This is a genomic window from Roseateles sp. P5_E1 (genome assembly GCF_054049335.1).
Window position 1 is genome coordinate 1 of record NZ_JBFUMN010000047.1, and the last position, 23,038, is coordinate 23,038.

At 64.6% G+C, this 23,038-nt stretch carries 16 protein-coding genes; 2 read left to right on the forward strand and 14 right to left on the reverse strand.

All coding sequences use genetic code 11. The features are described 5' to 3' along the window. Positions 1-255: 255 nt before the first annotated feature. The 10 genes from ACXJKJ_RS23905 to ACXJKJ_RS23950 all read right to left on the reverse strand — a co-directional run bounded on the left by ACXJKJ_RS23905 (position 256) and on the right by ACXJKJ_RS23950 (position 15,304). A complete protein-coding gene (locus ACXJKJ_RS23905; RefSeq protein WP_457393059.1) occupies positions 256-522 on the reverse strand; it encodes a hypothetical protein in 267 nt (88 codons plus the stop codon). 8 nt (positions 523-530) lie between these two features. Further along, complete coding sequence (locus tag ACXJKJ_RS23910) at positions 531-4,421, reverse strand: Ig-like domain repeat protein (protein ID WP_457393062.1); 3,891 nt, start codon at positions 4,419-4,421, stop codon at positions 531-533. Positions 4,422-4,425: 4 nt separating this feature from the next. Then, on the reverse strand, positions 4,426-6,984 hold the full coding sequence (locus ACXJKJ_RS23915; protein ID WP_457393065.1) for a hypothetical protein: 2,559 nt from the start codon (positions 6,982-6,984) through the stop codon (positions 4,426-4,428). A 472-nt stretch (positions 6,985-7,456) separates the two neighbouring features. Next, positions 7,457-7,963 carry a PEP-CTERM sorting domain-containing protein gene (locus ACXJKJ_RS23920; protein WP_457393068.1) on the reverse strand — a complete coding sequence of 169 codons (507 nt, stop codon included), beginning with the start codon at positions 7,961-7,963 and terminating at the stop codon, positions 7,457-7,459. Positions 7,964-8,089: 126 nt separating this feature from the next. Further along, on the reverse strand, positions 8,090-9,643 hold the full coding sequence (locus ACXJKJ_RS23925; protein WP_457393071.1) for a bifunctional hydroxymethylpyrimidine kinase/phosphomethylpyrimidine kinase: 1,554 nt from the start codon (positions 9,641-9,643) through the stop codon (positions 8,090-8,092). Further along, positions 9,640-10,428: a thiazole synthase gene (locus tag ACXJKJ_RS23930; protein ID WP_457393074.1), complete on the reverse strand. Its 789-nt coding sequence runs from the start codon at positions 10,426-10,428 to the stop codon at positions 9,640-9,642. Before ACXJKJ_RS23930 ends, ACXJKJ_RS23925 begins: the two co-directional genes overlap by 4 nt. Positions 10,429-10,430: 2 nt before the next feature. Next, positions 10,431-10,634: a sulfur carrier protein ThiS gene (thiS, locus tag ACXJKJ_RS23935; protein WP_056196984.1), complete on the reverse strand. Its 204-nt coding sequence runs from the start codon at positions 10,632-10,634 to the stop codon at positions 10,431-10,433. Continuing rightward, on the reverse strand, positions 10,627-11,628 hold the full coding sequence (locus ACXJKJ_RS23940; RefSeq protein WP_457393076.1) for an FAD-dependent oxidoreductase: 1,002 nt from the start codon (positions 11,626-11,628) through the stop codon (positions 10,627-10,629). Before ACXJKJ_RS23940 ends, thiS begins: the two co-directional genes overlap by 8 nt. After that, positions 11,625-13,508, reverse strand: a complete 1,884-nt coding sequence (thiC, locus tag ACXJKJ_RS23945; protein ID WP_457393078.1) for a phosphomethylpyrimidine synthase ThiC — start codon at positions 13,506-13,508, stop codon at positions 11,625-11,627. The genes ACXJKJ_RS23940 and thiC overlap by 4 nt, the downstream gene beginning before the upstream one ends. 482 nt (positions 13,509-13,990) lie before the next feature. After that, positions 13,991-15,304 carry an MFS transporter gene (locus ACXJKJ_RS23950; protein ID WP_457393081.1) on the reverse strand — a complete coding sequence of 438 codons (1,314 nt, stop codon included), beginning with the start codon at positions 15,302-15,304 and terminating at the stop codon, positions 13,991-13,993. A 72-nt stretch (positions 15,305-15,376) separates the two neighbouring features. Here ACXJKJ_RS23950 and ACXJKJ_RS23955 point away from each other — a divergent pair, with 72 nt between their 5' ends. Beyond that, positions 15,377-16,267, forward strand: coding sequence for a LysR family transcriptional regulator (locus ACXJKJ_RS23955; protein WP_457393122.1), 891 nt, complete (start codon positions 15,377-15,379; stop codon positions 16,265-16,267). 76 nt (positions 16,268-16,343) lie between these two features. Here the strand turns inward: ACXJKJ_RS23955 and ACXJKJ_RS23960 are convergent, their stop codons facing one another. The 4 genes from ACXJKJ_RS23960 to ACXJKJ_RS23975 form a co-directional block, all read right to left on the reverse strand. Next, positions 16,344-16,748 (reverse strand): PIN domain-containing protein, encoded by a 405-nt coding sequence (locus ACXJKJ_RS23960; protein ID WP_457393084.1) that lies wholly within the window; start codon positions 16,746-16,748, stop codon positions 16,344-16,346. A gap of 3 nt (positions 16,749-16,751) precedes the next feature. Beyond that, positions 16,752-16,973 (reverse strand): AbrB/MazE/SpoVT family DNA-binding domain-containing protein, encoded by a 222-nt coding sequence (locus tag ACXJKJ_RS23965; protein ID WP_457393087.1) that lies wholly within the window; start codon positions 16,971-16,973, stop codon positions 16,752-16,754. A 103-nt stretch (positions 16,974-17,076) separates the two neighbouring features. Next, complete coding sequence (locus ACXJKJ_RS23970; protein WP_457393089.1) at positions 17,077-20,319, reverse strand: efflux RND transporter permease subunit; 3,243 nt, start codon at positions 20,317-20,319, stop codon at positions 17,077-17,079. Between the two features lie 10 nt (positions 20,320-20,329). Continuing rightward, on the reverse strand, positions 20,330-21,493 hold the full coding sequence (locus ACXJKJ_RS23975) for an efflux RND transporter periplasmic adaptor subunit (RefSeq protein WP_056196968.1): 1,164 nt from the start codon (positions 21,491-21,493) through the stop codon (positions 20,330-20,332). A 486-nt stretch (positions 21,494-21,979) separates the two neighbouring features. On the opposite strand from ACXJKJ_RS23975, the gene ACXJKJ_RS23980 reads away from it, so the two are divergent. After that, positions 21,980-23,002, forward strand: coding sequence for a PEP-CTERM sorting domain-containing protein (locus tag ACXJKJ_RS23980; RefSeq protein WP_457393092.1), 1,023 nt, complete (start codon positions 21,980-21,982; stop codon positions 23,000-23,002). Positions 23,003-23,038 lie beyond the last annotated feature (36 nt).

Here is a 23,038-nt window from a genome sequence, read left to right on the forward strand (position 1 = left end):
GGTCCATCTCTTCGAGGAACACCCGCCGCCGCGTTCGTTTGTTCGATTGCCCCAGGCCCAGACTCGTCTGCTTCATGKCCTCCATCGTCTCAGCCGCTCAGCCCTCGCGGTAGCAGACTTGCCCGGGGTTTATGCAGACCGTCCCTAGCTCCGCCCAGGCACCCATCCGCCGTAGTTGCAGGCGTTTTCCTGAGGCGTGACGTGGGGTTGTGAAGCGAAGTAGAAGGCGGGCTTTCCAGAGCTGCAAGAATTTTTCTAGGGGCCATTTTTTCCAAATTGCGGAGGAATTTGCGCCCCACGTCGGGCGACCAACGACAACTCGTCATCGGTTTCAGGATAGTGAATCAGGCCGAATTTCTCGCTTTTCACCATTGCGCCCGATGCCAGATATTCCCACTCGGACTTCGGATAGTCGGTCGAGAACTCGTTCCTGTCGATGCAGAACACGACCTCTCCCACTGAGCCATCAGGAAAGGAGACATGGTCGCCAATAACAACCTCTTGTCCATCGCGGTATTTCATGATGCGACTCAGTTTACGAACGGCTCGACGGGGACAGCCGTTGCGGGCAATTGCTCAGGCTTTAAGACGTATTTCTGCTTCGCCCAAAAACAGCGGCAGTTATTCGGATTCTGATTGGCGACGAAAATATTGTGGTGAGAGCCGGCCACTCCATGTTGAATTTGGTCGTCGGGGATAACGTCGAGCGGTCGATATCCAAGCGTGCCAGGCGCGACAGTTCTTCCACTTGTTGTCTTGCAAGGAGGGCACGGCTCCATAGGAGTGCACACGTCCCCAATAGCACCACCGATGGCGGCACCCACTCTTCTTCCAGCCGCTCCGCCTGCGATGGCACCTACGGCGGTGCCTCCACCGGGTTCAACTGCTGTGCCGGCAATGCCGCCGACGATTCGGCCGCCCCATCCGCCTACGAATCCGCCAACCGCCTCCCCGACTGGTCCTAATCCACTCGGGTCTGCGAAGCTCAGCGGACTGCCACCAACGTAAGCGTAGGTGTTGATACCCCCACCAAGCCCAATGGGGTCACTTTGAATATACCGCCCTGTCGTCGGGTCGTAGTCACGGAAGTGGTTGTAGTGCCGCCCGCCGAGAGGTTCGTATTGCTGTCCGGGAAACCTCAAATTTTGCTGAAGCGCGACCAAACCCGCCGTCGGTTGCTCCTCCGCCGGGCTTGCTCCAAACGGCTCGCCCAACCAGCGCCACCGCACCTGTCCCTGCGCATCGAGGATGACCCGCGGCGTATCCAGATGGTCGGTATGAATGGCGTAGACCTGGACGCCCCCAGGAGCAGCTGCGTCGGGCTTGATGACGGCAACCGGTGTATCACCCAGCCAAACATACTCTGTAATTAGCGTGCCATCGGCCTTGTATTCGCCCAGCAAATGATGCGATGCGTCATAAGCGTACAGCGTGTTAACCATACGGGAGCAGTCCGGCCCATTGCTTCCTGTAGTCGGCAAGCAGATGCCGCCGCTGGTTGGCAAGGCGCGTCTGACGACGCGCCGGCCAAGCGCGTCGTGGAATAAAACCAATCCCGCCGTAGCGGTTTGAGTCAAGTAATCCAGCCGCCCTTCCAAGTTGTAGGCGGCAGTGATATTTGCTGATGATCCACTCTGAACGTCGCTACTGGTATTGCCGGCACCGTCGTAAAGCATGTTGCGCGCTGGGTTGCTCAGCGCATCAATCCGGTTGCTGGCGGTCTGCACGGTGTAGGCCCGAGCAGTGCTGCCGGACGACGAAGTGGTCCTGTTGCCGTTAGCGTCGTAGCGGTAGGACCAACTGGTGTTTGCCCCAGTCACGTCGGTGAGCCGACTCAGATCGTCATAAGTGAACGTCTGGTCGTAAGCCGGCGCTGGTGCTTCTGTGGTCGCGTCGTAATGGGTGAAACGGCTGACGCGGTCGGCGTCGTCATAGGTGATGTCGCGCAACAGAACACCGAGCGAGTGGCGAACCAGACGGCCGTTGTTGTCGTAAACACGCTCATGCGCCTTCGGCGTCGCACCCAACTTCCACACCCAGCTCTGCACAGGTCCGAATGGGCTCGTGACCACTTGGTCGAGCAGATTCGTCGTGGTGCCCCCGGTCGTAATCGAAATGGATTGGGGCTGGCCATCGGTCCAGCCGAAGTTGACCACGCGCCCCGAGGGATAGGTCAGGCTGTTGACGTTGCCGGCTGCGTCATAGTCATAGCTGACGACAATCGGAACGCCAACCGCGCCTTTAGAGGTTGCGGCGCTCTGGACGGTCATCGTGACTCTGCCGAATGCGTCGTACCTGAACGTCGTGCTGACTTCAGGAGTCGACGCCGTCGTAAGCCGGCCCACGCCATAGCCGAAGCTCGCGCCAGTCTGGTCGTAGGTCCATGTCGTTTTGCGGCTGTAGTATTTGCTATAGACGACCTGCATGGGCCGGTTGAGCTCGTCGTAGGTATAGGTCGCGAGCACGCCACGCGCATCGGTGCGGGTCTTGAGGTTTCCCGCGGCGTCAAAAGTGCTCGTGGCGGTTCCGATGTCGGGACTCGTCAGCTGTTTGACATCCCCTAGGCCCGTAGGCTGATACTGGGTGACAAGCTGGCGAGGATCGGTGATGGTGGTGAGTTGATCCAGCAGGTCGAAGCCGTATTTGACGGTGCCTTGCATCGCATTGGTGCCGATTTCAGGCCGGCCCAGGGCGTCGTAGTCGGTCTTCGTTGCCAAGGCGCGCGAGGCCGGCGCGACGATGGCTTTGGTGGCGTTGCCCTCGGCGTCGTATTCGTAGTTGACGACCGGCGTGGGCGAGACGGCCAGGGCGACGTGCGCCGTTCCCTGGGTTCCATCCGCCGCTTGCGACGAGGAGGCACTGGCCAGGTTGTCAGCATCTCCGGCATAGGTGGCGCTGAGGCTGAACGGCCCCATGTCCGGGAGTGCCGTGGACAACGTGGCTTGACCCGACGCCAGCGCTGCATTACCAAGGATCTTGCCGCCGTTGCTGAATACAACTTGCCCCGTGGGATTTGCACCCGTGACCCGCGCGACAAGCTTGATCGGCTGACCTTGAAACTGCGGTTTAGGGTCAACAGAAAGCTTGGTAACGGTGGAGTGCTTTCCGATCGTGATGGCAACAGCGCTGGAGTTGGAGGCCTGGTTGAAGGCGTCTCCTCCGTAGCTCGCCGTGAGCGAGTATTCGCCGGCATGCGCAAACACCGGCTGCAATCGCGCGGTACCTGAAGACAGAGCCGCTGTGCCCAGAGAACTGCCACCAGCCATGAAAGTGGCCGTACCCCCCGGGTTGTCACCGGTGACTGTCGCCGTCAGAGCCACGGAGTCCCCTGCGACTGCCGGGGTCGAGTTAGTAGCCAGTCCTGTGGTGGTGGTGGCCTTGGGCGTCACGCCCTGGTTCAGCGAACTGGACGCCGCAAAGTGGTTGGCGTCTCCGGAATAGTTGGCGGCCAGCGAATGTGCGCCGGTCTCATTGAGGACGACCTGCAAGGTCGCGACGCCACTCGCGTTCAAACTAGCGCCACCTAACGTCGTGCCCCCGTCCTTGAAAGTCACGCTACCAGTGGGACTCGTTCCAGTCACTGCGGCTGTCAGCGTGAGAGGCTGGCCTTGGAGCACGGATGCAGGGCTAGATGTCAACGCGACCGACGGAACACGCTTCTGAACGTCGACGATGATGGAGCTGGAAATGCTTCGGGTACTCTCGATCGTTTCCTCAAATTGGCCTGCAACGTAGTGTTTGCCTGCGGTATTGAAACTGGTCGTGATAGTCCCGCCGTTGACGCCCGGACCCACTGCGATGCCGGTGGCGAAAATCCCGGATTCCAGGAGAGAAAAGGAGGCGCCCGTTTGCTGCTCGCGTCCACTGGTTGACCGGCCAGTTACGTTGATACTGAAAGACGTTGACTGGCCCACCGCGACACTGGAACCCAGCCATTGAAAAGACGTCGTCGTCACGGACTGCGCCTGAACTTCAAGAATCAGGGCAGTGGCTTCGTTCAACGTTGCGGGCGAGTTGTTGGCGTCCCCCGAATAAGTGGCCCACACCGGGTTATTGCCAGCATCCGGGAACCGAACGCCGAGAGTGGCTTGCCCACTGCTCAAAGCACTGGTGCCGTATACGTTACCGCCGGCTCCCCGAAACGTTACCGTCCCGGTCGGCGAGTTTCCAAGGACAACGGCGGTCAGAGTGACGGCCTGGTTTTGATAGGGAAAGTAGTTGTCTGAACTCACCCTGGTGCTGGTTGCTGTCAGCGCAAAGGCCGCGGTCGAGGACAGCAATGCCAAGGCGGACAGCCCGATGAGAAGCAGCGTGCGAAGCATTGGCTCCAACCGACGAGCTGCGAAGGCAATCAACCAGAAGCGTAGCCATCGAAATGACGCCGGGAACGCGTAGGAGATGAGTTGGGTTGCGCGTTGCATTGGGTCACTCCCTGCCCGTGACTTGTTGAACGCGATTCAGAGCATCTGGCACACGCGCAAGCGTCCTGGCAAGGCGGCCCGTGGGGTCGGTGAAGTTTTCACCAATGCGGGTGCCGTTGTTGTCCAGCGTGTACGTCACGCTATTCCCCTGCTTGTCCGAAATGCTGGTCACGCGGTGTGCATCGTCATAGCCATAGCTCAGGCTGCCGCCGCCATCGGGCAACGTGAGCTGCTTAAGCAGCCCCGTTGGCCAGTAGTCATAAGTGGTTGTGGCGTTTGCAGTGGTGACGGTCTTGAGTCGCTGTCTTAGGTCGAAGGTCCGCGTGGTGAGGATGTCATTGGCGTCCTTCATTTCCAGCCATTGGCCGGCGGCGTTGTACTTCGTATACGTCGTGACCTGTTGCTTGGCGTTGGTGGCAGTGTTGAGGTCACCCTTGGTGTGGTCGGATGTGGTGTCGCCGTAGTAAGCGTAGGTCGTCGTGTTGTTGAGGGGATCCTTGTAAGTCAGTAACTGGCCATATTGGTCGTAGGTCCATTGCTGAACACGCGCAGTAACCGCACTGTCCACCGTAGCAGTGAGGCCCTTGGAACCGTTTGCATCCGTCGTCGCCTGCTGCACCTGTTTGCAAAGCACGGCCATAGGGCTGCCGTCCGGAAGGGTCGCACTCGATGGTGCACATGACGCCGTTGACCCGCCATTGAAGGGGTCGGGCTGGCCGTTGTAGACATTGGTTGTCAGACGGCGCGGCTCCGACACCCTTGTCGGCAGTCGCCAGATCGGATGCCAAGCTGAACTGATTTTCCGGACGGCCAGGGAAAGATTTGCATTGTTGGCCAACACGGAATCGCAAGCACTGCCAGAGGGCAGCCCTTCTACGCGATCCGTCTCCAGGTTGCGGCTCAAATCATGCGCGAAGCAGATGCGGTGATTGGTAGCGTCTTCCTTCCAGGCCACATTTCCATTTGCGTCGTAGTCTTGCTGACGCACTGAGGCCGCACAACCGGAGCCCGCAGGTTGGGTTTGCGATGTGATGCGCGGCATGCCGTTGACCATACGGGTCTGAATGGTGTTGGTAGCGCCATTGGCCGTCTCCACCTCGACCTGCCCAGGGCTGGCCCACGTACTTTCGCGCCGGATAACGCCCGCCGCAGCGTCGTACAGCCGGTTCACCGTGAGTACTGGGGCCTGCTGCCACTCTTTGACCGCATAGCGATTGACGCCTGCTGTCGACTCGGTGGACACAGCACGGCCTGCACTGTCGTAGGCATAGGAGGCAGTTAGCGCGCCGTTCTCGTCGCGCACACCCGTGAGCAACCAAGGCTTGTCCTCTTGCCCGGAATCGTAAATAAACTCCTGATACGACCCGTCAGGCCAAGTGACGCGTTGCAGCATGCCCTTGTCGTTGTACGACAAGTTGATGGTGCCATTGGAATCGGTAAAGGATTTCAAACGCGGCATTGCCGTGCCCCAGGCGGGCGGCACTTCGTACTCGAGGGTGGCCTGTCGACCAAAGGCGTCCGTAATTGTCCTAAGGGTAGAGACTGAGCGCCAATCGTTGTTCGTATATGGCGTCTCCTGTTCAAGCTCTAGGCGAGCACCATTCACGCGCTGGAACGCGACAAGCGGCGTGACCGATTGAGAATATCCAGACGGGGAAGATGAAAATTTATACTGCACCATGGAAAGTTTGTCGGCAACGTACCAAAAACCATCCTTAAAGAGAAGTCTGAGATCGGGCCCAAGTCCCTCACTTTTTTCGCCTTCGCTGTCAACCACACCTGTGAACATATCCCACTTGCCACCCCCCAAATAAATCATCTGGTTCGGTGAGTTTCTGTAGAACTGTTTCTGAATGTTAATTGACCATAACGGCCCTGCACCCGCTGGCGGCGGGATGATTTGCCCCGGCTCGTAATATGACGATGAGACGGCGAGTGCCTTTCGGGTCGAATAGTCCAGCCGAATTTCATGTCCGGAAAAATTGGCCAAGAAAACCGATCTGGATTTGGCGCCGGTGAGCGGGTATATGGGATTGCCACCGCAAGTATCCTTCGAGGGCTGATCCTTGTTTTCGTCTAGAATTGGTACGCAAGCATTCACGGAAGGCTCCCAGTCCTTGCCCATTGGGCAGACACAGGTCTGAGCACTGTCGGAAAACATGGTACCTACCGGGCACTGGCCAAAAGCGACCGTTCGGAGGTTCTCGGTTGAATACAGCTCATACTGCTCGCACCCGCCATTGGGGTTACGGCGCCAGCATTGTTCAGAACTAGCAGTGCAAGTGACGTGCAGCGTCTGATGACCATCAAAATCAATAACACCGCCGTTTTGAGTGGTGTATCTGTGAAATCCTATCCAACGTAGGCCGGAGTGTCGCCATCCCGGCGCGGGAAATTGGTCATTGAACCAAATAGCGCAAGCCGATCCCGGATCGGACACGCTCGCGCCCGAAGAGAGGTTTAATTGATAAGAACTGGGCATGACTGCGTAGGCGCTGCATGCGAAAACGAATAAGAGCCAAATTAAGGCTTGAGCTATGCGTGTCGTTTTGCTTTTTGCCAAGGCAATATCTCCCTATTAATCGCTGAAGCGTGATCGGATTGGTCGCAACGTATCCGCCAATAAGGAATGCGGCACACGATGCGTTTCAGCAAGAACGTGACAGACGAGCGCGAGTCATATCCAACAGCCCTGCTCAAATAAATTATTGTTGATGCACCCAAGCACTGCGGGGGAGCAACCGGCGGCGCGATTCTCGTGGACATTTGTGAAACGCCGATAGGTGTGCTCACCAAGCCCTCTTCTCGGAGTCTCTCTGGTTTCCTTGGAGGGCAGGTTCCCCACAACGGTTGGCCAAAACATGCCTTGCTGGCATCGTGCATGTGGCCCAGGGAGGGTTGGTTGAGCAAGCCAGTTCCGTTGCACTGCAAGCGGCGGCCATGCACCACTGGACACCATGGCGGCTCGCAGAAAGCATCAGGGCCCACTGTGGGGCCCTGGATGGAAGCGAAGTGCGGCGCTGAGGCCGCGACGTTCAGTGGGCGCGGCGGCGGATGGCGCCCAGGCCGAGCAATGCAAGACCAGTCAGCGCCAAGCTGGCGGGCTCGGGCAGGCGGTTCGGGTCACGCACTGTGAAATTCAGCGGGCCGCTGGTGAAGCCGCAGCCGTAGTTCTGAAGGTTGGAAATGAGGCAGGTACCTGCGGTGGTGAGAACACCACTACCGGCCTCCTTGGCCTCAAAGTCGATGATGAACAGGGATGGATCCAAGGTCCAATCGATCCCTTGCTTCACCGTACCGTACGCCGCACTTCCAGTCAGGTATGGGAGCTCGCCAAAGAGGCTACCGTCTCCCGAAAAACCGGAATCAATTTCACCCTGCGTGTCGCCATGGATGATCACCTCGACCTGAAACATTTGACCGATCAGCAGGTTGTTCAGATCAATCCCACCAACGGCTTGCATGACCAGGACGGGGCCGGCTTGAGCGGTCAGAGCAGAGACCGCTAGTGCAACACCGGCAATGACGTTACGGAAATTCATCTTGTTCTCCAGGCGATTGGAAAATCAAAGCAAGCTCCGGGCCACCAATGGTTTCTCCTATGAGGCGCGGCCTCTTTGTAACGGCCGCTGTAAAGCCTGCCGACACTGAAATCGGGGTTGGCCCCCTCAATGGGGCTTGACGGGCAGGCAGGGAAATGGCCATGCCGGCGCGTGAAACGGCGGCACAGCACGCCCGTCACGCCAGGCCTGCTGCCAGACATGCGGTGAGTGGAAGGCCTCAGGCGCGAGACCACGCACGACGCAGCCAGCGCTGGCGCCGCTGGCAGCGATCTCGGCGAGCTGGTGCGGCTCCAGCACGCCGCCAATGCCGACCACCGGCGCCGGCGCCATGGCCACCCACCAGGCCAGGTTGTGAAGCCCTTGCGCTCGCCACGGCATGGCCTTGGTCAGCGTTGGCCAGACGGGACCGCAGGCGATGTAGTCGGGCGACCAGGCCACGGCGCGGGCCAGCTCCCACAGGCTGTGCGAGCTCAGGCCCAGGCGCAGGCCACGAGCCCGCGCCTCGGCGAGGTCACGTCGATCGGCAGCGGAAAGCGCCAACAGATCTTCCTGGCCCAGATGGATGAAGTCGACGCCCGAGGCCAGCGCCTCGCGCCAGTGGTCGTTGACGATGAGGACGGCGCCCGGGTGCCGCGCGGCCTTGATTTCGGCGCGCAAGCGGGCTGTCCAGACGGCGTCAGCCTCGCCCGGGGTTCGCTTGACGCGCAATTGAACGGCTTGCAGGCCACCTTCAAAAAGGCAGGCGGCATGGGCGCCGCTGTCGGTGATGGCGTAGACCTCTTCAAGGGCCGGTGCCCCGCGGCGCGCTGCCGGCCAGGCCTCGGGTGGTGCCTCGTCGTCGAACAGCGCGGGCAGCAGGCTGGCATCGCCGATGAAGCCGGACTCGGGCCGCACCGGCCCCGCGCCAGCGCCAGGCGACTGAAGGTCGGCACGTAGGCCGGAGGTCGTCAGCATCTTGGCGATGACGGCCGCATCGGCAGCGACGAAACCGCGGGCCGATGCCGCAGCCAGGGCGGTCGCGAAGGTGCAGCCAGTACCGTGGTTGTTGCCAGCGGCGCGGCGCGGCAAGGCCAGCCAGCCGGTTGCATGCTCGGCCGCCAGCCAATCCAGGGCGAGCGGGCCGCCGGCATCGCCACCGGTGATGCAGACAGTGCGGCCCCCCAGGGCCAGCAGCGCGCGCGCCTGCGCAGGTAGGCTGCCCTCGCCCACAAGGCGCTCGGCCTCGCGCTGGTTGGGTGTGACGGCGCTGGCCCGCGGCAGCAGCTCCTCGCGATAAGCGCGCAGCAGCGCTTCGTCGGCAAAGGTGGCGCCGGTGGAGGCCCGCAGCACCGGGTCGACAACCAGAGTGACGGGAGCGCGCTCACGCAGCCGATCAACCCAACGTGCAACAACGCGCAGCTGCTCGACACCGCCGAGCAGCCCCGTCTTGATGGCGGCGGGCGGCAGGTCATCGGCCAGCGCGGCGAGTTGGGTGTCGAGTTGCTCAGGCGGCACGGGGAAGACGGCCTCGACGGCGACGCTGTTCTGCGCCGTCAACGCGGCCGCCACGGGGCAAAGGTGCACGCCCGCCGCATCGGCGGCGCGCTGGTCGGCCGACAGGCCGGCACCGCCACCGCTGTCCAGCCCGGCAATGCTCCAGATGATGGGTGGCTTGCTCATGGAATCAGAAAGGGCCTGCCGCCCACCGGTGTGCTCGCGACAGCCATGTCCTGCTTGCTCATGACGCCGGCCTCGAAGCCGGTTCGCCCGGCCGCGATGGCCTGCCCGAAGGCAGCAGCCATGCGGATGGGGTCGCCGGCCTGGGCTATCGCCGAGTTCAGCAGCACGCCGTCCAAGCCCAACTCCATCGCCTGGGCCGCATGCGACGGCGCACCGATGCCGGCGTCCACGATCAGCGGCACGCCGGGCAGGCGCTCGCGCAGCGTGCGCAGCGCAAACGGGTTGAGCAGGCCCTGGCCCGAGCCGATGGGCGCGCCCCAGGGCATCAGCACCTGGCATCCGGCGTCCAGCAGGCGGCGGCAGGTGACGAGGTCGTCGGTGCAATAGGGGAAGACCTCGAAGCCGTCTTTCACGAGCCGCTCGGCGGCCGTGACCAGCTCCCAGGGGTCGGGTTGCAGCGTGTACTCGTCGCCGACGACCTCCAGCTTGATCCACGGCGTGTCGTAAAGCTCGCGCGCCATGTGCGCCAGCGTGATCGCCTCCTGTGCGGTGTGGCACCCGGCGGTGTTGGGCAGCAGGTGGCCGCCGGTCTCGGCGAGCGTCGCGCGGATGGCGGCGACAAAGCCGTTGTCGCCGGCCGCCGCGAGCGTGCGCTTGAGGCCGACGGTCAACACCTGGGCGCCGCTGGCCAGCACGGCCCGGCGAAGGATCTCGGGCGAGGGGTAGCCGGCGGTGCCGAGCAGGAAGCGGCTGGTGAGCTGGCGGCCGTAAAGGGTCCAAGACATGCTCAGCCTCCGGTGATGGGTTGAATGAGGGTCAGTTCGTCGCCGGGCTGGATCAGCGTCACCTCACGCAGCGAACGGGGCACGAAGGCGCCGTTCAACGCCGTGGCGACGGCTTCGGGCGCCCTGTCCTGCTCGGCCAGCATCGCGGCGACGCTCAGGCCTTCGCGCCAGGGGCGGGGCTCGCGGTTCAAGGTGAACTCAGACATGCTGAAGCGCTTTCTCGGCCAGCGCCGGCGCCAGCAGCCAGCCATGGCGGAACAGGCCGTTGATGCGCAGCAGGCCCGGTTTTTGACCAATGCGCGGGCGGTGGTCCGGCAAGGCCGGGCGCAGGTTGGTTTCCATGTGCACGATGCGCCCCTCGGCCAGCGCCGGCAGCACGCTGTGCGCCGCGGCCATCAGTTCGACGGCGCTGCGCAGGCTCACGGGCGAGCGGTCCTCGCTCTCGACCTCTGAAGCACCAACGACGATGACGTCGCCCGGCCGCGGCACGAGGTAGACGCGGTGGCGTGGATGCAGCAGCCGCACGGGGCGGTTGAGCACGACGCCCGGCGCGTGCAGCCACAGGATCTCGCCGCGAACGCCGCGCAGGTCCGGCAGGTCGGGCCTGGCACCGAGACCGCGGGTGTCGATGACGAGGTCGGCATCCAGGCGACGGCCATCATCCAGCTCGACCCGGTGCGGCTGCACGGTAACGGCGCGGCGGCCCCAGAGCCAGTCGACATCGGCGGCTTGCTCGGCCAAGGCGGCCAGCAACTCGCGTGGCAGCAACTGGCCTTCGCCGGGTAGCAGCCAGGCCTTGAGATCGGGCGCAAGCGCAGGTTCCAGCGCCTGCAGCGCGACGCGATCCAGCGGCTCGGGGCCTTCCGCCAGGCGGGCGAGCACGCGCCGCGCTGCGCCCAGGTCACTGCCATGCGCCAGCAGCAGGCTGCCCTCGGTCTTCACCAGGCCGGGTTGCCCCAGCGCCGCGGCGATTGCGGGCCACAGCGCGAGCGATCGCCAGCCCAGCGCCGCCACTTCGGGTTCGGCATGCTCCTGCTCGGCCAGCGGGCTCAGCATGCCGGCCGCGGTGAAGGCCGCGGCGCCGGGCTCGGCAGGCCCCGAGGCCGGGTCAGCCACGGTCACGCGATGCCCGGCCCGCGCGAGCTGCCAGGCCAGCAGCCGGCCCATGACGCCGGCGCCTGCAATTGCAACGCGAATCACGCCTGCGGCTTGATGGGGATGTAGAGCTCGCCGCCGGCCTTGCGGAACTCGGCCGACTTCTGCGCCATGCCGTCAGCCACGACGTCGGCCGCTTCCAGCCCCTTGGCCGCCGCGTACTCGCGCACGTCCTGCGTGATCTTCATCGAGCAGAACTTCGGGCCGCACATGGAGCAGAAGTGCGCCTCCTTGGACGAGTCTTTAGGCAGGGTCTCGTCGTGATAGTCCCGCGCCGTGTCGGGGTCAAGGCCGAGTGCGAACTGGTCGTTCCAGCGGAACTCGAAGCGCGCCTTGCTCATCGCGTCGTCACGTGCGCGGGCGCCGGGGTGACCCTTGGCGATGTCGGCCGCGTGGGCCGCGATCTTGTAGGCGATCAGCCCCTGCTTCACGTCGTCACGGTCGGGCAGGCCCAGGTGCTCCTTGGGCGTCACGTAGCAGAGCATGGCCGTGCCCATCCAGCCGATCATGGCCGCGCCGATGGCGCTGGCGATGTGGTCGTAACCCGGCGCAATGTCGRTGGTCAGCGGGCCCAGCGTGTAGAACGGCGCCTCGTCGCAGTGCTTGAGCTGCTCCGTCATGTTGACCTGGATGAGATGCATGGGCACATGGCCGGGGCCCTCGATCATGGTCTGCACGTCGTGCTTCCAGGCCACCTTGGTCAGTTCGCCCAGCGTCTTCAGCTCGGCGAACTGCGCCTCGTCGTTGGCGTCCGCGCCGCTGCCGGGGCGCAGGCCGTCGCCCAGCGAGAAGGTCACGTCGTAGGCCTTCATGATTTCGCAGATCTCTTCGAAGTGCGTGTACAGGAAGTTCTCGCGGTGATGCGTGATGCACCACTTGGCCAGGATGGAGCCGCCGCGCGACACGATGCCCGTGCGGCGCTTGGTGGTCAGGTGGATGAACGGCAGGCGCAGGCCGGCGTGGATGGTGAAGTAGTCGAYGCCCTGCTCGGCCTGCTCGATCAGCGTGTCGCGGAAGATSKCCCAGGWGAGGTCYTCGGCGATGCCGCCCACCTTCTCCAGCGCCTGGTAGATGGGCACGGTGCCGATGGGCACGGGCGAGTTGCGCACGATCCAGTCACGCGTCGTGTGGATGTTGCGGCCGGTGGAGAGGTCCATCACCGTGTCCGCACCCCAGCGGATGGACCAGACCAGCTTCTCGACCTCTTCCTCGATGCTGGACGTGACGGCCGAGTTGCCGATGTTGGCGTTGACCTTGACCAGGAAGTTGCGGCCGATGATGGTCGGCTCCAGCTCGGTGTGATTGATGTTGGCCGGGATGACGGCGCGGCCCCGGGCCACCTCCTGGCGGACGAATTCGGGGGTGATGATCTCGGGGATGGCCGCACCTAGCGAGTCGCCACGCAGGCGCTGCTCGCGCTCTGCATCGGACAAGTACTCGCGCATCCACTCGCGCTTGCCGTTCTCGCGCAGCGCGACGAACTCCATCTCCGGCGTGACGATGCCGCGGCGGGCGTAGTGCATCTGGCTGACGTTGGCGCCGGCCTGGGCGCGGCGCGGCGGGCGTTGCAGCGCGGCGGCTTCGGCACGCAGCGCGGCGATGCGCTCGTTGTCCTCCTTGCCGCCATCGTCAAGCGCCACGCGCGTGCGGCCCGTGTAGGCCTCGGTATCGGCGCGGTCACCAACCCAGCTGGAGCGGATGGGCGGCAGGCCGCGGCGCACGTCAATCTGCGCCTTGGGGTCGGTGTAGGGGCCGGAGGTGTCGTGCACGACGACCCGCTCGCCATTCGTCAACGCGATTTCGCGCATGGGCACGGCCACGTCGGGCCGGCTGCCGGTCACGTAGACCTTGCTTGATGCCGGGAAGGGCTCGCGCGTCAGCGACAGGCGCTCATCGAGCGAGAGGTTCTTTTCGGGGGCGTTCATGGCGGCGGTCTCCTGGAGCAGTGGGTTCGGTGCTCCAAGGCCGCCTGTGGGTGAGGTCCGGCCCGAAGGCCACACCTGCACGCCGCGAGGCATGCGCTCTCCTTACGCCGGTATTAGCCGGTTCAAGTTCACGGGTTTGGTCAGGGCTTGTTAACACGACGGCAACGGGCCGCGTTGTGGCCAGAAAGGCCGCGAGCAAGGCGCAAAGCGGAGCCGGGTTGGGCACCCGGCGAGCATTTGCAACGCCGCGCGCGGCCTTTCTGGCCACAACCCGAAGGGAAGGCCATCTGCCAGGGGTCACTCCGCGTTGCACCGCTTGCCCGCATATCAATGCGGGCGGCGCGCTACGCCTTGATTGGCCCCTGGCAGATGGCCTTCGCGGCCCATTGCCGTCGTGTTAACAAGCCCAGGATGACCATCTCAGCGTCTGGGCTCGGCTTTCGCCAGTCCCGGGCACCCCGGAGCGGGGGCGATTGTGCTTGTCAATTCGCGCGTCTGGCAAGCCCGAGGGCGACGGCAACCAAAGCTGTCGCGATGACGAAGCTCAAGCGCAGCCCGCCGGCGGCGAAAACGGCGCCCATCGCCGAGGCGCCGGTGATGAGGCCGAGATTGCGCGACAGCGTCAGCAGGCCGCTGATGACGCCGCGCTGTTCGGCCGGCACCTCGGCCATGACCCCTGTGTTGTTGGCGGCCTGGAAGAGTGCATAGCCGGGCGTGACGATGGCGAGCGGGCCCACGTAGGCGATGGCGCCAAGCGACGCGGGCAGCAGCGCGATGAGCGCGCAGCCGACCGCCATGGCGGCGAGGCCCAGTTGGCTCGTTCGCCGTGTGCCGAAGCGATCCACCAGCCGGCCGGCCGGAATGCCGCTGCCGGCCGAAAGGAGGGGACCGACGGACATCAGCACGCCCACCGTGGCGGCGCCAAGGCCGAGCGCGCCGCTGAGGTGGAAGGGGCCAACGACCAGGGTGGCCATCATGACGGCAGACACCAGGGCGTTCATCGCCAGGGCTGCGCTCAGGGCGGGGTCGCGCAGCCGGTCCAGCCGCACGAGAGGCGCCGCAGCGCGCGCCTCGGTGCGCAGGAACAGCAGCAGGCCCACCGCGGCGGCAGCCAGCAGGCCAAGATGCCACGTCATCGCGAGGGCATAGGCCGCCAGCGTCAGCGCCAGCCACCCCGTGCCGGGCAGGTCGAAGCCGGCAGCGCCCTGCCCTCGGTCAGCCGGCAGATACCGCCGGGCCAGCGCAATGGCCAGCAAGCCCAGCGGCAGGTTGACGGCGAATACGGCCTGCCAGCCCAAAGCACCGATCAGCGCGCCACCCAGAGACGGACCGAGAGCCGTGCCGACTGCCGACATCGTGCCCAGCAGCCCCATCGCGCTGCCCGTGCGCGCCTTGGGCAGCGCCGCGCCCACCATGGCCATCGTCAAGGCCATCATGGCGGCAGCGCCCACGCCTTGCAGTGCCCGGGCGGCGATCAGCAGCGGCAGCGTGGGTGCCAGCGCGCAGAGCGTCGACGCGGCCGTGAACAGCGCGATGCCGGCCAGCAGCAGGCGGCGTCGGCCGATCAGGTCACCCAGCCGGCCGGCACTGACGATGAGGGTCGTGATCGCCAGCAGATAGGCCAGCACGACCCATTGCGCCTCGGCGAAGCCGGCACCGAAGGCGCTAGCCAGCGTGGGCAGCGCGACATTGGCGCTGCTGACGGCCAGCGAAGGCAGCAGGGTGCAAAGGGCCAGGCCGACAAGCACGCCGGTGACAGGCGTTGCGGCGGGTTGAGCGACGGTCGAGGTATTCATGCCCCGACCTTAGGCATTTGCTGGGCATGGCGGAAGACGCATCATCTGCACTTCATCAATGCGCGAGACGCCATGTCAGACCCTGATCTGAACCTGCTGCTGACGCTGGACGCCCTGCTGGCCGAGGGCAGCGTCGCTGGCGCTGCAAGGCGTCTCAGGCTGAGCCCGTCGGCGATGAGCCGGTCGCTGGCGCGGTTGCGCGAGGCGACGGGCGACCCGCTGCTCGTGCGGGCCGGGCGTGGCCTGGTGGCGTCACCTAGGGCGCTGGAATTGCGCGAGCGCATCGGACCGCTGCTGCAGGAGGCGCAGGCCACATTGAGGCCGGCGGCGGCGTTGCGGCTGGACAAACTGGAGCGAGAGTTCACGCTGCGAACGCGCGAAGGGTTTGTCGAGAACTTCGGCGCAGCCCTGCTGGCGCGCGTGAGTTCGGAAGCGCCGAGCGTGCGGCTGCGCTTCGTCCCCAAGCCCGATCGTGACAGCACGCCCCTGCGTGATGGCAGCGTCGACCTGGAGACGGGCATCGTCACTGCGTCCAGCGGGCCGGAGCTGCGCGCGCAGGCGCTGTTTCGCGATCGCTTTGTGGCTGTCGTCCGCCAAGGTCATGGGCTGGCGAGCGGTAAGCTGACGGCGAGGCGCTACGCGGCGGGCCGGCACGTCGCCATCTGCCGGCGCGGCACGGCGACGGGGCCCATCGACGAAGCGTTGTCCGCGCTGAACCTTGGCCGCGACATCGTCGTCACGGTGGCGGGGTTTTCGGAGGCATTGGCGCTGGCGCGTGGCACTGATCTGGTTGCCACGGTGCCGGAGCGGCACACCGGGCATCTGCGCGATGGCCTGCTGAGTGTCGATCTACCGCTGGCGATGGAGCCGTTCACCGTCTCGCTGCTTTGGCATCCTCGGATGGATGGGGATGCGGCGCATCGGTGGTTGCGTGGCTGCGTGCGCGAGGTCTGCGCGGCCTGATCTACGGCAAGTCGCCCTCGAGTGCACAAGCCGCTGCACTCGCCAGGCTTTTGCGCCCGCCCCCGGCTGAGCCGCGTCAGCCCTTGGCCAGCAGTTGCGCGCCGTCCACCCGGGCAGCGCCTTTATCGAAAGTCCACAGCGGCTGCTCGCCGGCCTGGGCGGCCAGCGCGATGTGCAGGCAGTCGGCGAAGTCCGCCGGGCCTTGGCGGTACAGCTGCAGTGCCACCTCCAGCGCACGCTCCGATTCGATGCTCAGTTCGGCCGCCGAGAACAGCGATGACAGGGCGTGCAGCACGCTGTCCTTGTCGAAGCCATAGCTCTTGCGCAGCACCCATTCGAGCTCCAGCACGACGGTGACGGCCACGAAGAGCGTGGCCCCTTCACCCGTCAGCCGCGCCATCAGCTGGCGCACCGCCGCAGCCTGCGCGGCGTCGTCCTGCACGAGGTAGCGCACCAGGACGTTGGTATCGAGCGCGGGCATGCCTCAGCGCCAGGGGTTCATTTCATCGATGCCGATGCGCTTGCCCTTGGGGGCCTTGAGCATGCCGGCCATGTCGAGGATGGACTTGCTCTTGAYCCGCACGATCAGAGTGCCATCGGGCATGGCCGACCACACCAGGCGCGTGCCAGGCTTGGCATCCACGAGTGCCCGGATTTCCGCGGGCATGGTGGTCTGGCCCTTGGCAGTGACGGTGGATTCGGACATGGCAACTCCTTACTATCGGCGTGATTGTAATTCGCACAAGCAAAAAGGGCCGACCACTTGACGTGACCGGCCCCAGCGCAGAAGCGCTCGAGGGATCTCTTGCTTATTCCTTGTCCGCCGGCATCGCGCCGGGCATGCCGTGCAGCGGCATCGACGAGGCACCGCCCTGCTCTGCCTTCTTCGTGGCGGGCTTCTTCTCCCGCACCAGATAGCTGTACAGCACCGGCACCACCACCAGCGTCAGCAGCGTAGAGGTGATGACACCGCCGATGATGGCGCGGCCCATGGGCGCCTGGATTTCGCCGCCATCGTTCAGCGCGATGGCCATCGGCAGCATGCCAAAGACCATGGCGGCCGTCGTCATGATGATGGGGCGCATGCGGATCAGCCCGGCTTCGCGCAGCGCCTCGGCCACCGTGGCTCCGGCCTTGCGGGCATGGTTAGCGAAGTCCACCAGCAGGATGGCGTTCTTGGTGACCAGGCCCATCAGCATGACCAGGCCGATCATCGAGAACACGTTCAGCGTCGAGCGCCACAGCAGCAGGGCCAGCATCACGCCGATGAGGGCGAGCGGCAGTGAAGCCATGATGGCGATGGGCTGCAGGAAGCTGCCGAACTGGCTGGCCAGCACGATGTAGATGAAGATGCCGGCCAGCGCCATGGCCGCCAGCAGGCCGTTGAAGGCCTCGGCCTGCTGCTTGCCGGCGCCGTCCACCTTGAAGCTGGTGCCCGGGGGCAGCTGGGTGGCCTTGATCAGCTTCTGCACATCGGCATTCACGTCGCCGCCCGGGCGGCCCTGTACGCCGGCGAACACGGCCTCGCGGCGCTGCAGGTTCTCGCGGCGGATCACCTCGGGGTTGAACACCGGCTCGATGGTCGCGACCTGGTCCAGCGCGATGGGCGCGCCGTCCTTGGAGAAGGCCACCGGCAGCTTGCTCATCTGCTCGATGCGCTCGCGCTGTTCGCGCGGCAGGCGCAGCAGCACCTCGACCTGGTTGCCATCCGGCGTCGTCCAGTAGGTGGCGATCTCGCCGTTGACGTAGGCACGCAGGCTGGAGGCGATCTGCGGGGCGGTCAGGCCCAGTTCGCGGATGGCCGAATCCTTCAGGCGCACGGCAAAGGCCGGCAGGCCGGGCTTGACGGTCGTGTCCACGTCGACGGCGCCGGGGATCTTCTTGATCTTCTCGACCAGATCGGTGGCGGCCTGGGTCAGCACTTCGGGGTCGCTGCCCAGGATGGTGATCCAGATCGGGCGGTTGAAGCCAACACTGACCTCGATGCCGGGGATCTTGGCAATGTCGGCGCGGATGGCGTCCTCGATCTCCTTTTGCGTGCGCTTGCGTTCGCTGCGGTCGGTCAGCGTGATATTCAGCGCCGCCTGGTTGCGGCCGGTGGACAGGCCTTCGCCGGTGCTGCCGACCACGGTCGAGACAGTCTTGATCTCGGGGTAGTTCTTGAGGATCTCCTCGATCTGGGCGACCTTGGCGCTGCCGCGCTCGATGCTGCTGGCCACCGGCATGCGCAGGTTGACCTGCGTGAAGCCGTTGTCCGTCTCGGGCACGAATTCGCTGCCGACCATGGGCGCCAGGGCCAGTGCGGCGACGAAGCTGGCGAAGGCTCCCCACATGACGAGGCCACGCGGCGTCAGCGTCGCGAAGCGGAACACGCGCTTCGCGGCCTTGTCGCGCTTGCCGTCCGCGCTGAACGGATGGCCATAGGCGGGAATCGGCGGCACGAAGACGCGGTAGCGACGGCCGGAGAAGGCCCAGTCGATCGTCCTGGCATAGAGGTCGTGCAGGCGGTCCATGCTCCAGTCGGTAGCGCGGATGAGATGACCGATGACAGGCCAGTGCTTGATGCGCGTGCCCGGCGGGTCTGGCCAGACCGACGACAGCATCGGATCGAGCGTGAAGCTGACGAACAGGCTGACCAGCACCGCCACCGCGACGGTGATGCCGAAGGGGTAGAAGAACTTGCCGATGATGCCGCCCATGAAGGCGACGGGCACAAACACCGCGCAGATGGCGAAGGTGGTGGCCATGACGGCCAGGCCGATCTCGTTGGTGCCGTCGAACGACGCCTGGCGGTGGTCCTTGCCCATGGCCACATGGCGCACGATGTTCTCGCGCACGACGATGGCGTCGTCGATCAGCAGGCCGATGCACAGGCTCAAGGCCATCATCGTCATGAAGTTCAGCGTGAAGCCGAAGGCCTGCACGGCGATGAAGCTGGAGATGACGGCGATGGGCAGCGTGAGGCCGGTGATGATGGTCGAGCGCCAGCTGTGCAGGAACAGGAAGACGATGGCCACCGTCAGCAGCGCGCCTTCAATCAGCGTGTGCTGCAGGCCGGTCAGCGAGCCCTTGACGAAGTCGCTAGCGGCGTAGATGAGGCGCAGCTCGACGTCCTTGGGCAGCGTCTTGCGCAGCTCGGCCATTGCTTCCTTCACGGACTCGCCGGTCTTGACGATGTTGGCGTCCTGCTGCTTGAAGATGTTGAAGCTGACGGCCGGCTGGCCGTTGATGCGGGCGATGCTGTCCTGCTCGCGCTCGCGCTCGACCAGGGTGCCGAGGTCGTTCAGCGTCAGCGCCAGGTTGCCGCGGCGGGCGACGATCATGTTGCCGAAAGCCTTGGGGTCCTTCACGCGACCTTCCACGCGCAGGATGGCGTCGGAGGTGGAGTCGGACAGCAGGCCCACCGGCTGATCGGCGTTGGCCTCAGCCAGCGCCTTGGCAATCTCGGCCGGCGTCACGCTGTAGGCGCGCAGCCGCATCGGGTCGAGGTCGATACGCACCTCACGGGTGGTCAGGCCGCCCACGTCCACCTTGGCCACGCCTTCCACACGACCCAGGCGCTTGGAGACGATCAGGTCGGCCATCATGGACAGCTCGCGCGAGCCGCGTGTGGGGCTCAGCAGCGCCATGACGACGACGGGCTGCGAGTTGTCGTTCTCGAAGCGCTGCACCGTCGGCGGCTTGGCGTCACGCGGGAATCGGGCCTGCGCGGCGGCGACGCGGTCGCGCAGGTCCTGCATCGCGCGGCCCATGTCGGCGTTCAGCGAGAACTCGACGCTGGCCTGCACACGGCCCTCGAAGCTGCGCGACTGGATGCGTTCCACGCCGGCAATCGTGTTCAGCGCCTCTTCCAGGGGTTTGGCGATCTCGCGCTCGACGGCCTCGGGCGAGGCGCCGGGGTAGCGCACGTCCACCTGCGCGCCGGGGAAGGAAATGTCGGGCATCTGCTCGACGCCCAGCTTGGAGTAGGAAAACAGGCCCAGCACGCACAGGGCCACCATCACCATGGTCGCAAAGACCGGGTTCTGGATGGAAACGCGGGTCATCCACATGGCACGCCCCTTACTGAACCGTGGCGGCCGACGCGGCCGAGCTGGCCACCTTGGCCTTGGCGGCGACGATGTTCGCCTTGTCACCTTCGCGCAGGTTGTCGAAGCGCGCCGCCAGCACCTGGGCTTCGGGCTTGAGGCCGTTCAACACCTCCACGCGGCCTTCGCGGGCGTCGCTGCGGCCGGTCGTCACGATCCGGCGCACCAGGGCGCCGCTCTCGATCATCCAGATCTGTTCCTGGCCGGCATTGCGGCTGATGGCGGCGATGGGCACGGTCAGGCGCTGGGTGTCGTCCTGCAGCACCACCTTGGCGACGGCGTACTGGCCGGCGCGGTAGGCCTCCTTGGGGTTGGCCAGCACCAGGGTCACGCCGATGGAACGCGTGCCCGGCTCGGCGCTCGGCGCGATGCGGTCGATCTTGGCCTCGACCGGCTCTTCCACGCCCTCCACCTTCACCTGCACCGTCATGCCTGGCTTCAGGCGGCTGACTTCATGGGTGCCGACCAGGCCGGCCAGTTCGAGCTTGGACAGGTCGACGATGGTCAGGATCTGCTGTTCGGCCGCCACTTTCTCGCCGGGCACCACATGGCGCTTGGAGACGACGCCGTTGATGGGGGCGACCAGCGCGGCCTGGCGCATCGTCACCTGGCTGGTGTCGAGCTGGGCCTTGGCGGCGTTCCAGTTGGCGCGGGCCGACTCGTAGGCGGCGCGCGAGTTGTCCAGTGCCGTCTGGGCGATGAAATTCTTGGCGGCCAGGCCTTCGTTGGCCTTGAAGCTGCGCTCGGCCTGCTCCATCTGGGCTCGCATGGCCTCCACACTCGCGCCGCGCTCGGCGATGCGATAGCGCAATTCTTCCAGGTCGACCTGGCCGAGAGCCTGGCCCGCCTTCACGCGGCTTCCTTCGCCGACGGCGAGGTTGAGCAGCGTGCCGTTGGACTTGGCGCGAACCATGGCCGTGCCTGGCGCCACCAGCGGGCCGCTGAATTCGATCTGGGCCGGCATGGCGGTCAGCGTCGGCTTGACGACTTCGCTGGGCACGAACTCCAGCACGGCCTTGGCCTTCTCGTCACCCGGCTTGTTGGGGCCATCCCCCTTGCTCGCCATGACGGCCACCCCGGCACCGCCCACCAACAACACGGCTGCGACGACGCTACCGATCTTCCAAGACTTGCGCATGGCTCCCCCAATCACTCTCTGATTTCACGACCTTTACAGTCTAGAAACCGGCGGCAAGCCGCGCAGCGGGCTTGTGACGAAACGCGGTTTGCGAGGGCTGAGCTGCACCGGCCGGCGATCAGGCTGGAATCCCGGCGGACGAGTTGCGGATCACGAGAGGCGGCCTGCATCAAATCCGCTGCGCAGCGTCATGACGAGGTCATAGCGACACCAATTGCCGGCGAGCGGCCATCGCCGCTGCTGCTGCCAGCGCCGACCAGTCCAATGCGCTGCCACCTCTCGACATCAATTCGAATGAAAACGTTCCCCGCGTTCTGGGGATCAGCGCAGCAGGCCCCGACATCACGAAGCCTACAGTGCAGTTCGCTCGCATCTTGGCTCGGTCGATTTCACTTTGAGCTTCATCTCGGTGAGTGCCCCGAGTTTGAACAGCCGACACAGTGGGTGTTGGATGTATTCGGGTTCAAATCAATAGGGGTGAGAACGATGTCCCAACTTCAGATGTTCCGCACAAGGTCTACGTTAAGCCCGGGCGCCACGTGGATTTTCAATGCCGTGATTTGCCTGGCTGCGATGGGGCCGGCGATTTCCGCAAGTGCTTCGGAAGTCAAGGTCACTGTTTTTGCAAACTACACGGCCGAAGATGGCAGCAATGGCGGCGTCGGCCCCATCACTCATTCTTCAGTGAATGGCTCGGTGTCTGAAAAGATCAGCAGCGTATGGTCAGGCTCGGGCGGCTCGAGCGGCGCTACCGCAGACTACGGTGTACTCAAATCTTCAGCCATTGCCAGCGCGAGCCGTGGCAACATTTTCAATGGATTCGCGTCGGTGGGAAAGGCATATGCCGCCGCACACTGGAGTGACTCCGTCACAGTGGCTGGCGCAGGCTTGTCCGGCACCGGCTGGGCCAATATTCGTTTCTTCGTCGATCCCGCCTCAGGCAGCCTTCTCAACAGCGGCACGGCTGGTTTGGGGGGAAGCTTTGCTGGAACGGCTGCGGCTGACTTCGTTTTCAGCGCGGGTGGCGCCACTGTATTCAGCTTCAATGTTCAGGCGGCATTGACTCATCTGGGCACCGATCCAACATATACATTCACCCGCGTCAATGGCCTCGACTACACCGGGGAACTACGCGGATTCTGGGAGCTGAGCATTCCCGTTACGTTTGGTCAGGCGTTCGCCCTGGACGCCGGCATCGACACGACGGCTTATACGCTGGCGGGATCAAACTCCTCGGTCGATTCGTTCGCCAATTTCGGAAATTCAATCTATTGGGCCGGCATTACGTCCATTACTTTGGCGAATGGATCGACAACGACGGCGTTTTCGGCGCTGGGAAATACTGCTCACGACTGGAAGGTGTCAGCAGTTCCAGTCCCTGAGCCCAGCAGCGGATGGCTGCTGTGTTTCGGTCTGGGGACGCTCGCGGTGTTTCTTGCTTTCCGCAAGAAGGTTGTCCAGCCGCACAGCCCAAACCCGAACGCTGTCGGGCTTGAATCGCTGACCTGATTTAGCAACTCAGTTCAGCTGTAGTCCACGGCATTG

Excerpts from the sequence above, each read along its gene's own strand:
- ACXJKJ_RS23960 (WP_457393084.1), bottom strand. The coding sequence starts at position 16,748 with ATGCCCGCGCTCGATACCAACGTCCTGGTGCGCTACCTCGTGCAGGAC.
- ACXJKJ_RS23955 (WP_457393122.1), top strand. The coding sequence starts at position 15,377 with ATGTCAGACCCTGATCTGAACCTGCTGCTGACGCTGGACGCCCTGCTG.
- ACXJKJ_RS23975 (WP_056196968.1), bottom strand. The coding sequence starts at position 21,493 with ATGCGCAAGTCTTGGAAGATCGGTAGCGTCGTCGCAGCCGTGTTGTTG.
- ACXJKJ_RS23930 (WP_457393074.1), bottom strand. The coding sequence starts at position 10,428 with ATGTCTTGGACCCTTTACGGCCGCCAGCTCACCAGCCGCTTCCTGCTC.
- ACXJKJ_RS23920 (WP_457393068.1), bottom strand. The coding sequence starts at position 7,963 with ATGAATTTCCGTAACGTCATTGCCGGTGTTGCACTAGCGGTCTCTGCT.
- thiS (WP_056196984.1), bottom strand. The coding sequence starts at position 10,634 with ATGTCTGAGTTCACCTTGAACCGCGAGCCCCGCCCCTGGCGCGAAGGC.
- ACXJKJ_RS23970 (WP_457393089.1), bottom strand. The coding sequence starts at position 20,319 with ATGTGGATGACCCGCGTTTCCATCCAGAACCCGGTCTTTGCGACCATG.
- ACXJKJ_RS23910 (WP_457393062.1), bottom strand. The coding sequence starts at position 4,421 with ATGCAACGCGCAACCCAACTCATCTCCTACGCGTTCCCGGCGTCATTT.
- ACXJKJ_RS23980 (WP_457393092.1), top strand. The coding sequence starts at position 21,980 with ATGTCCCAACTTCAGATGTTCCGCACAAGGTCTACGTTAAGCCCGGGC.
- ACXJKJ_RS23905 (WP_457393059.1), bottom strand. The coding sequence starts at position 522 with ATGAAATACCGCGATGGACAAGAGGTTGTTATTGGCGACCATGTCTCC.
- ACXJKJ_RS23925 (WP_457393071.1), bottom strand. The coding sequence starts at position 9,643 with ATGAGCAAGCCACCCATCATCTGGAGCATTGCCGGGCTGGACAGCGGT.
- ACXJKJ_RS23950 (WP_457393081.1), bottom strand. The coding sequence starts at position 15,304 with ATGAATACCTCGACCGTCGCTCAACCCGCCGCAACGCCTGTCACCGGC.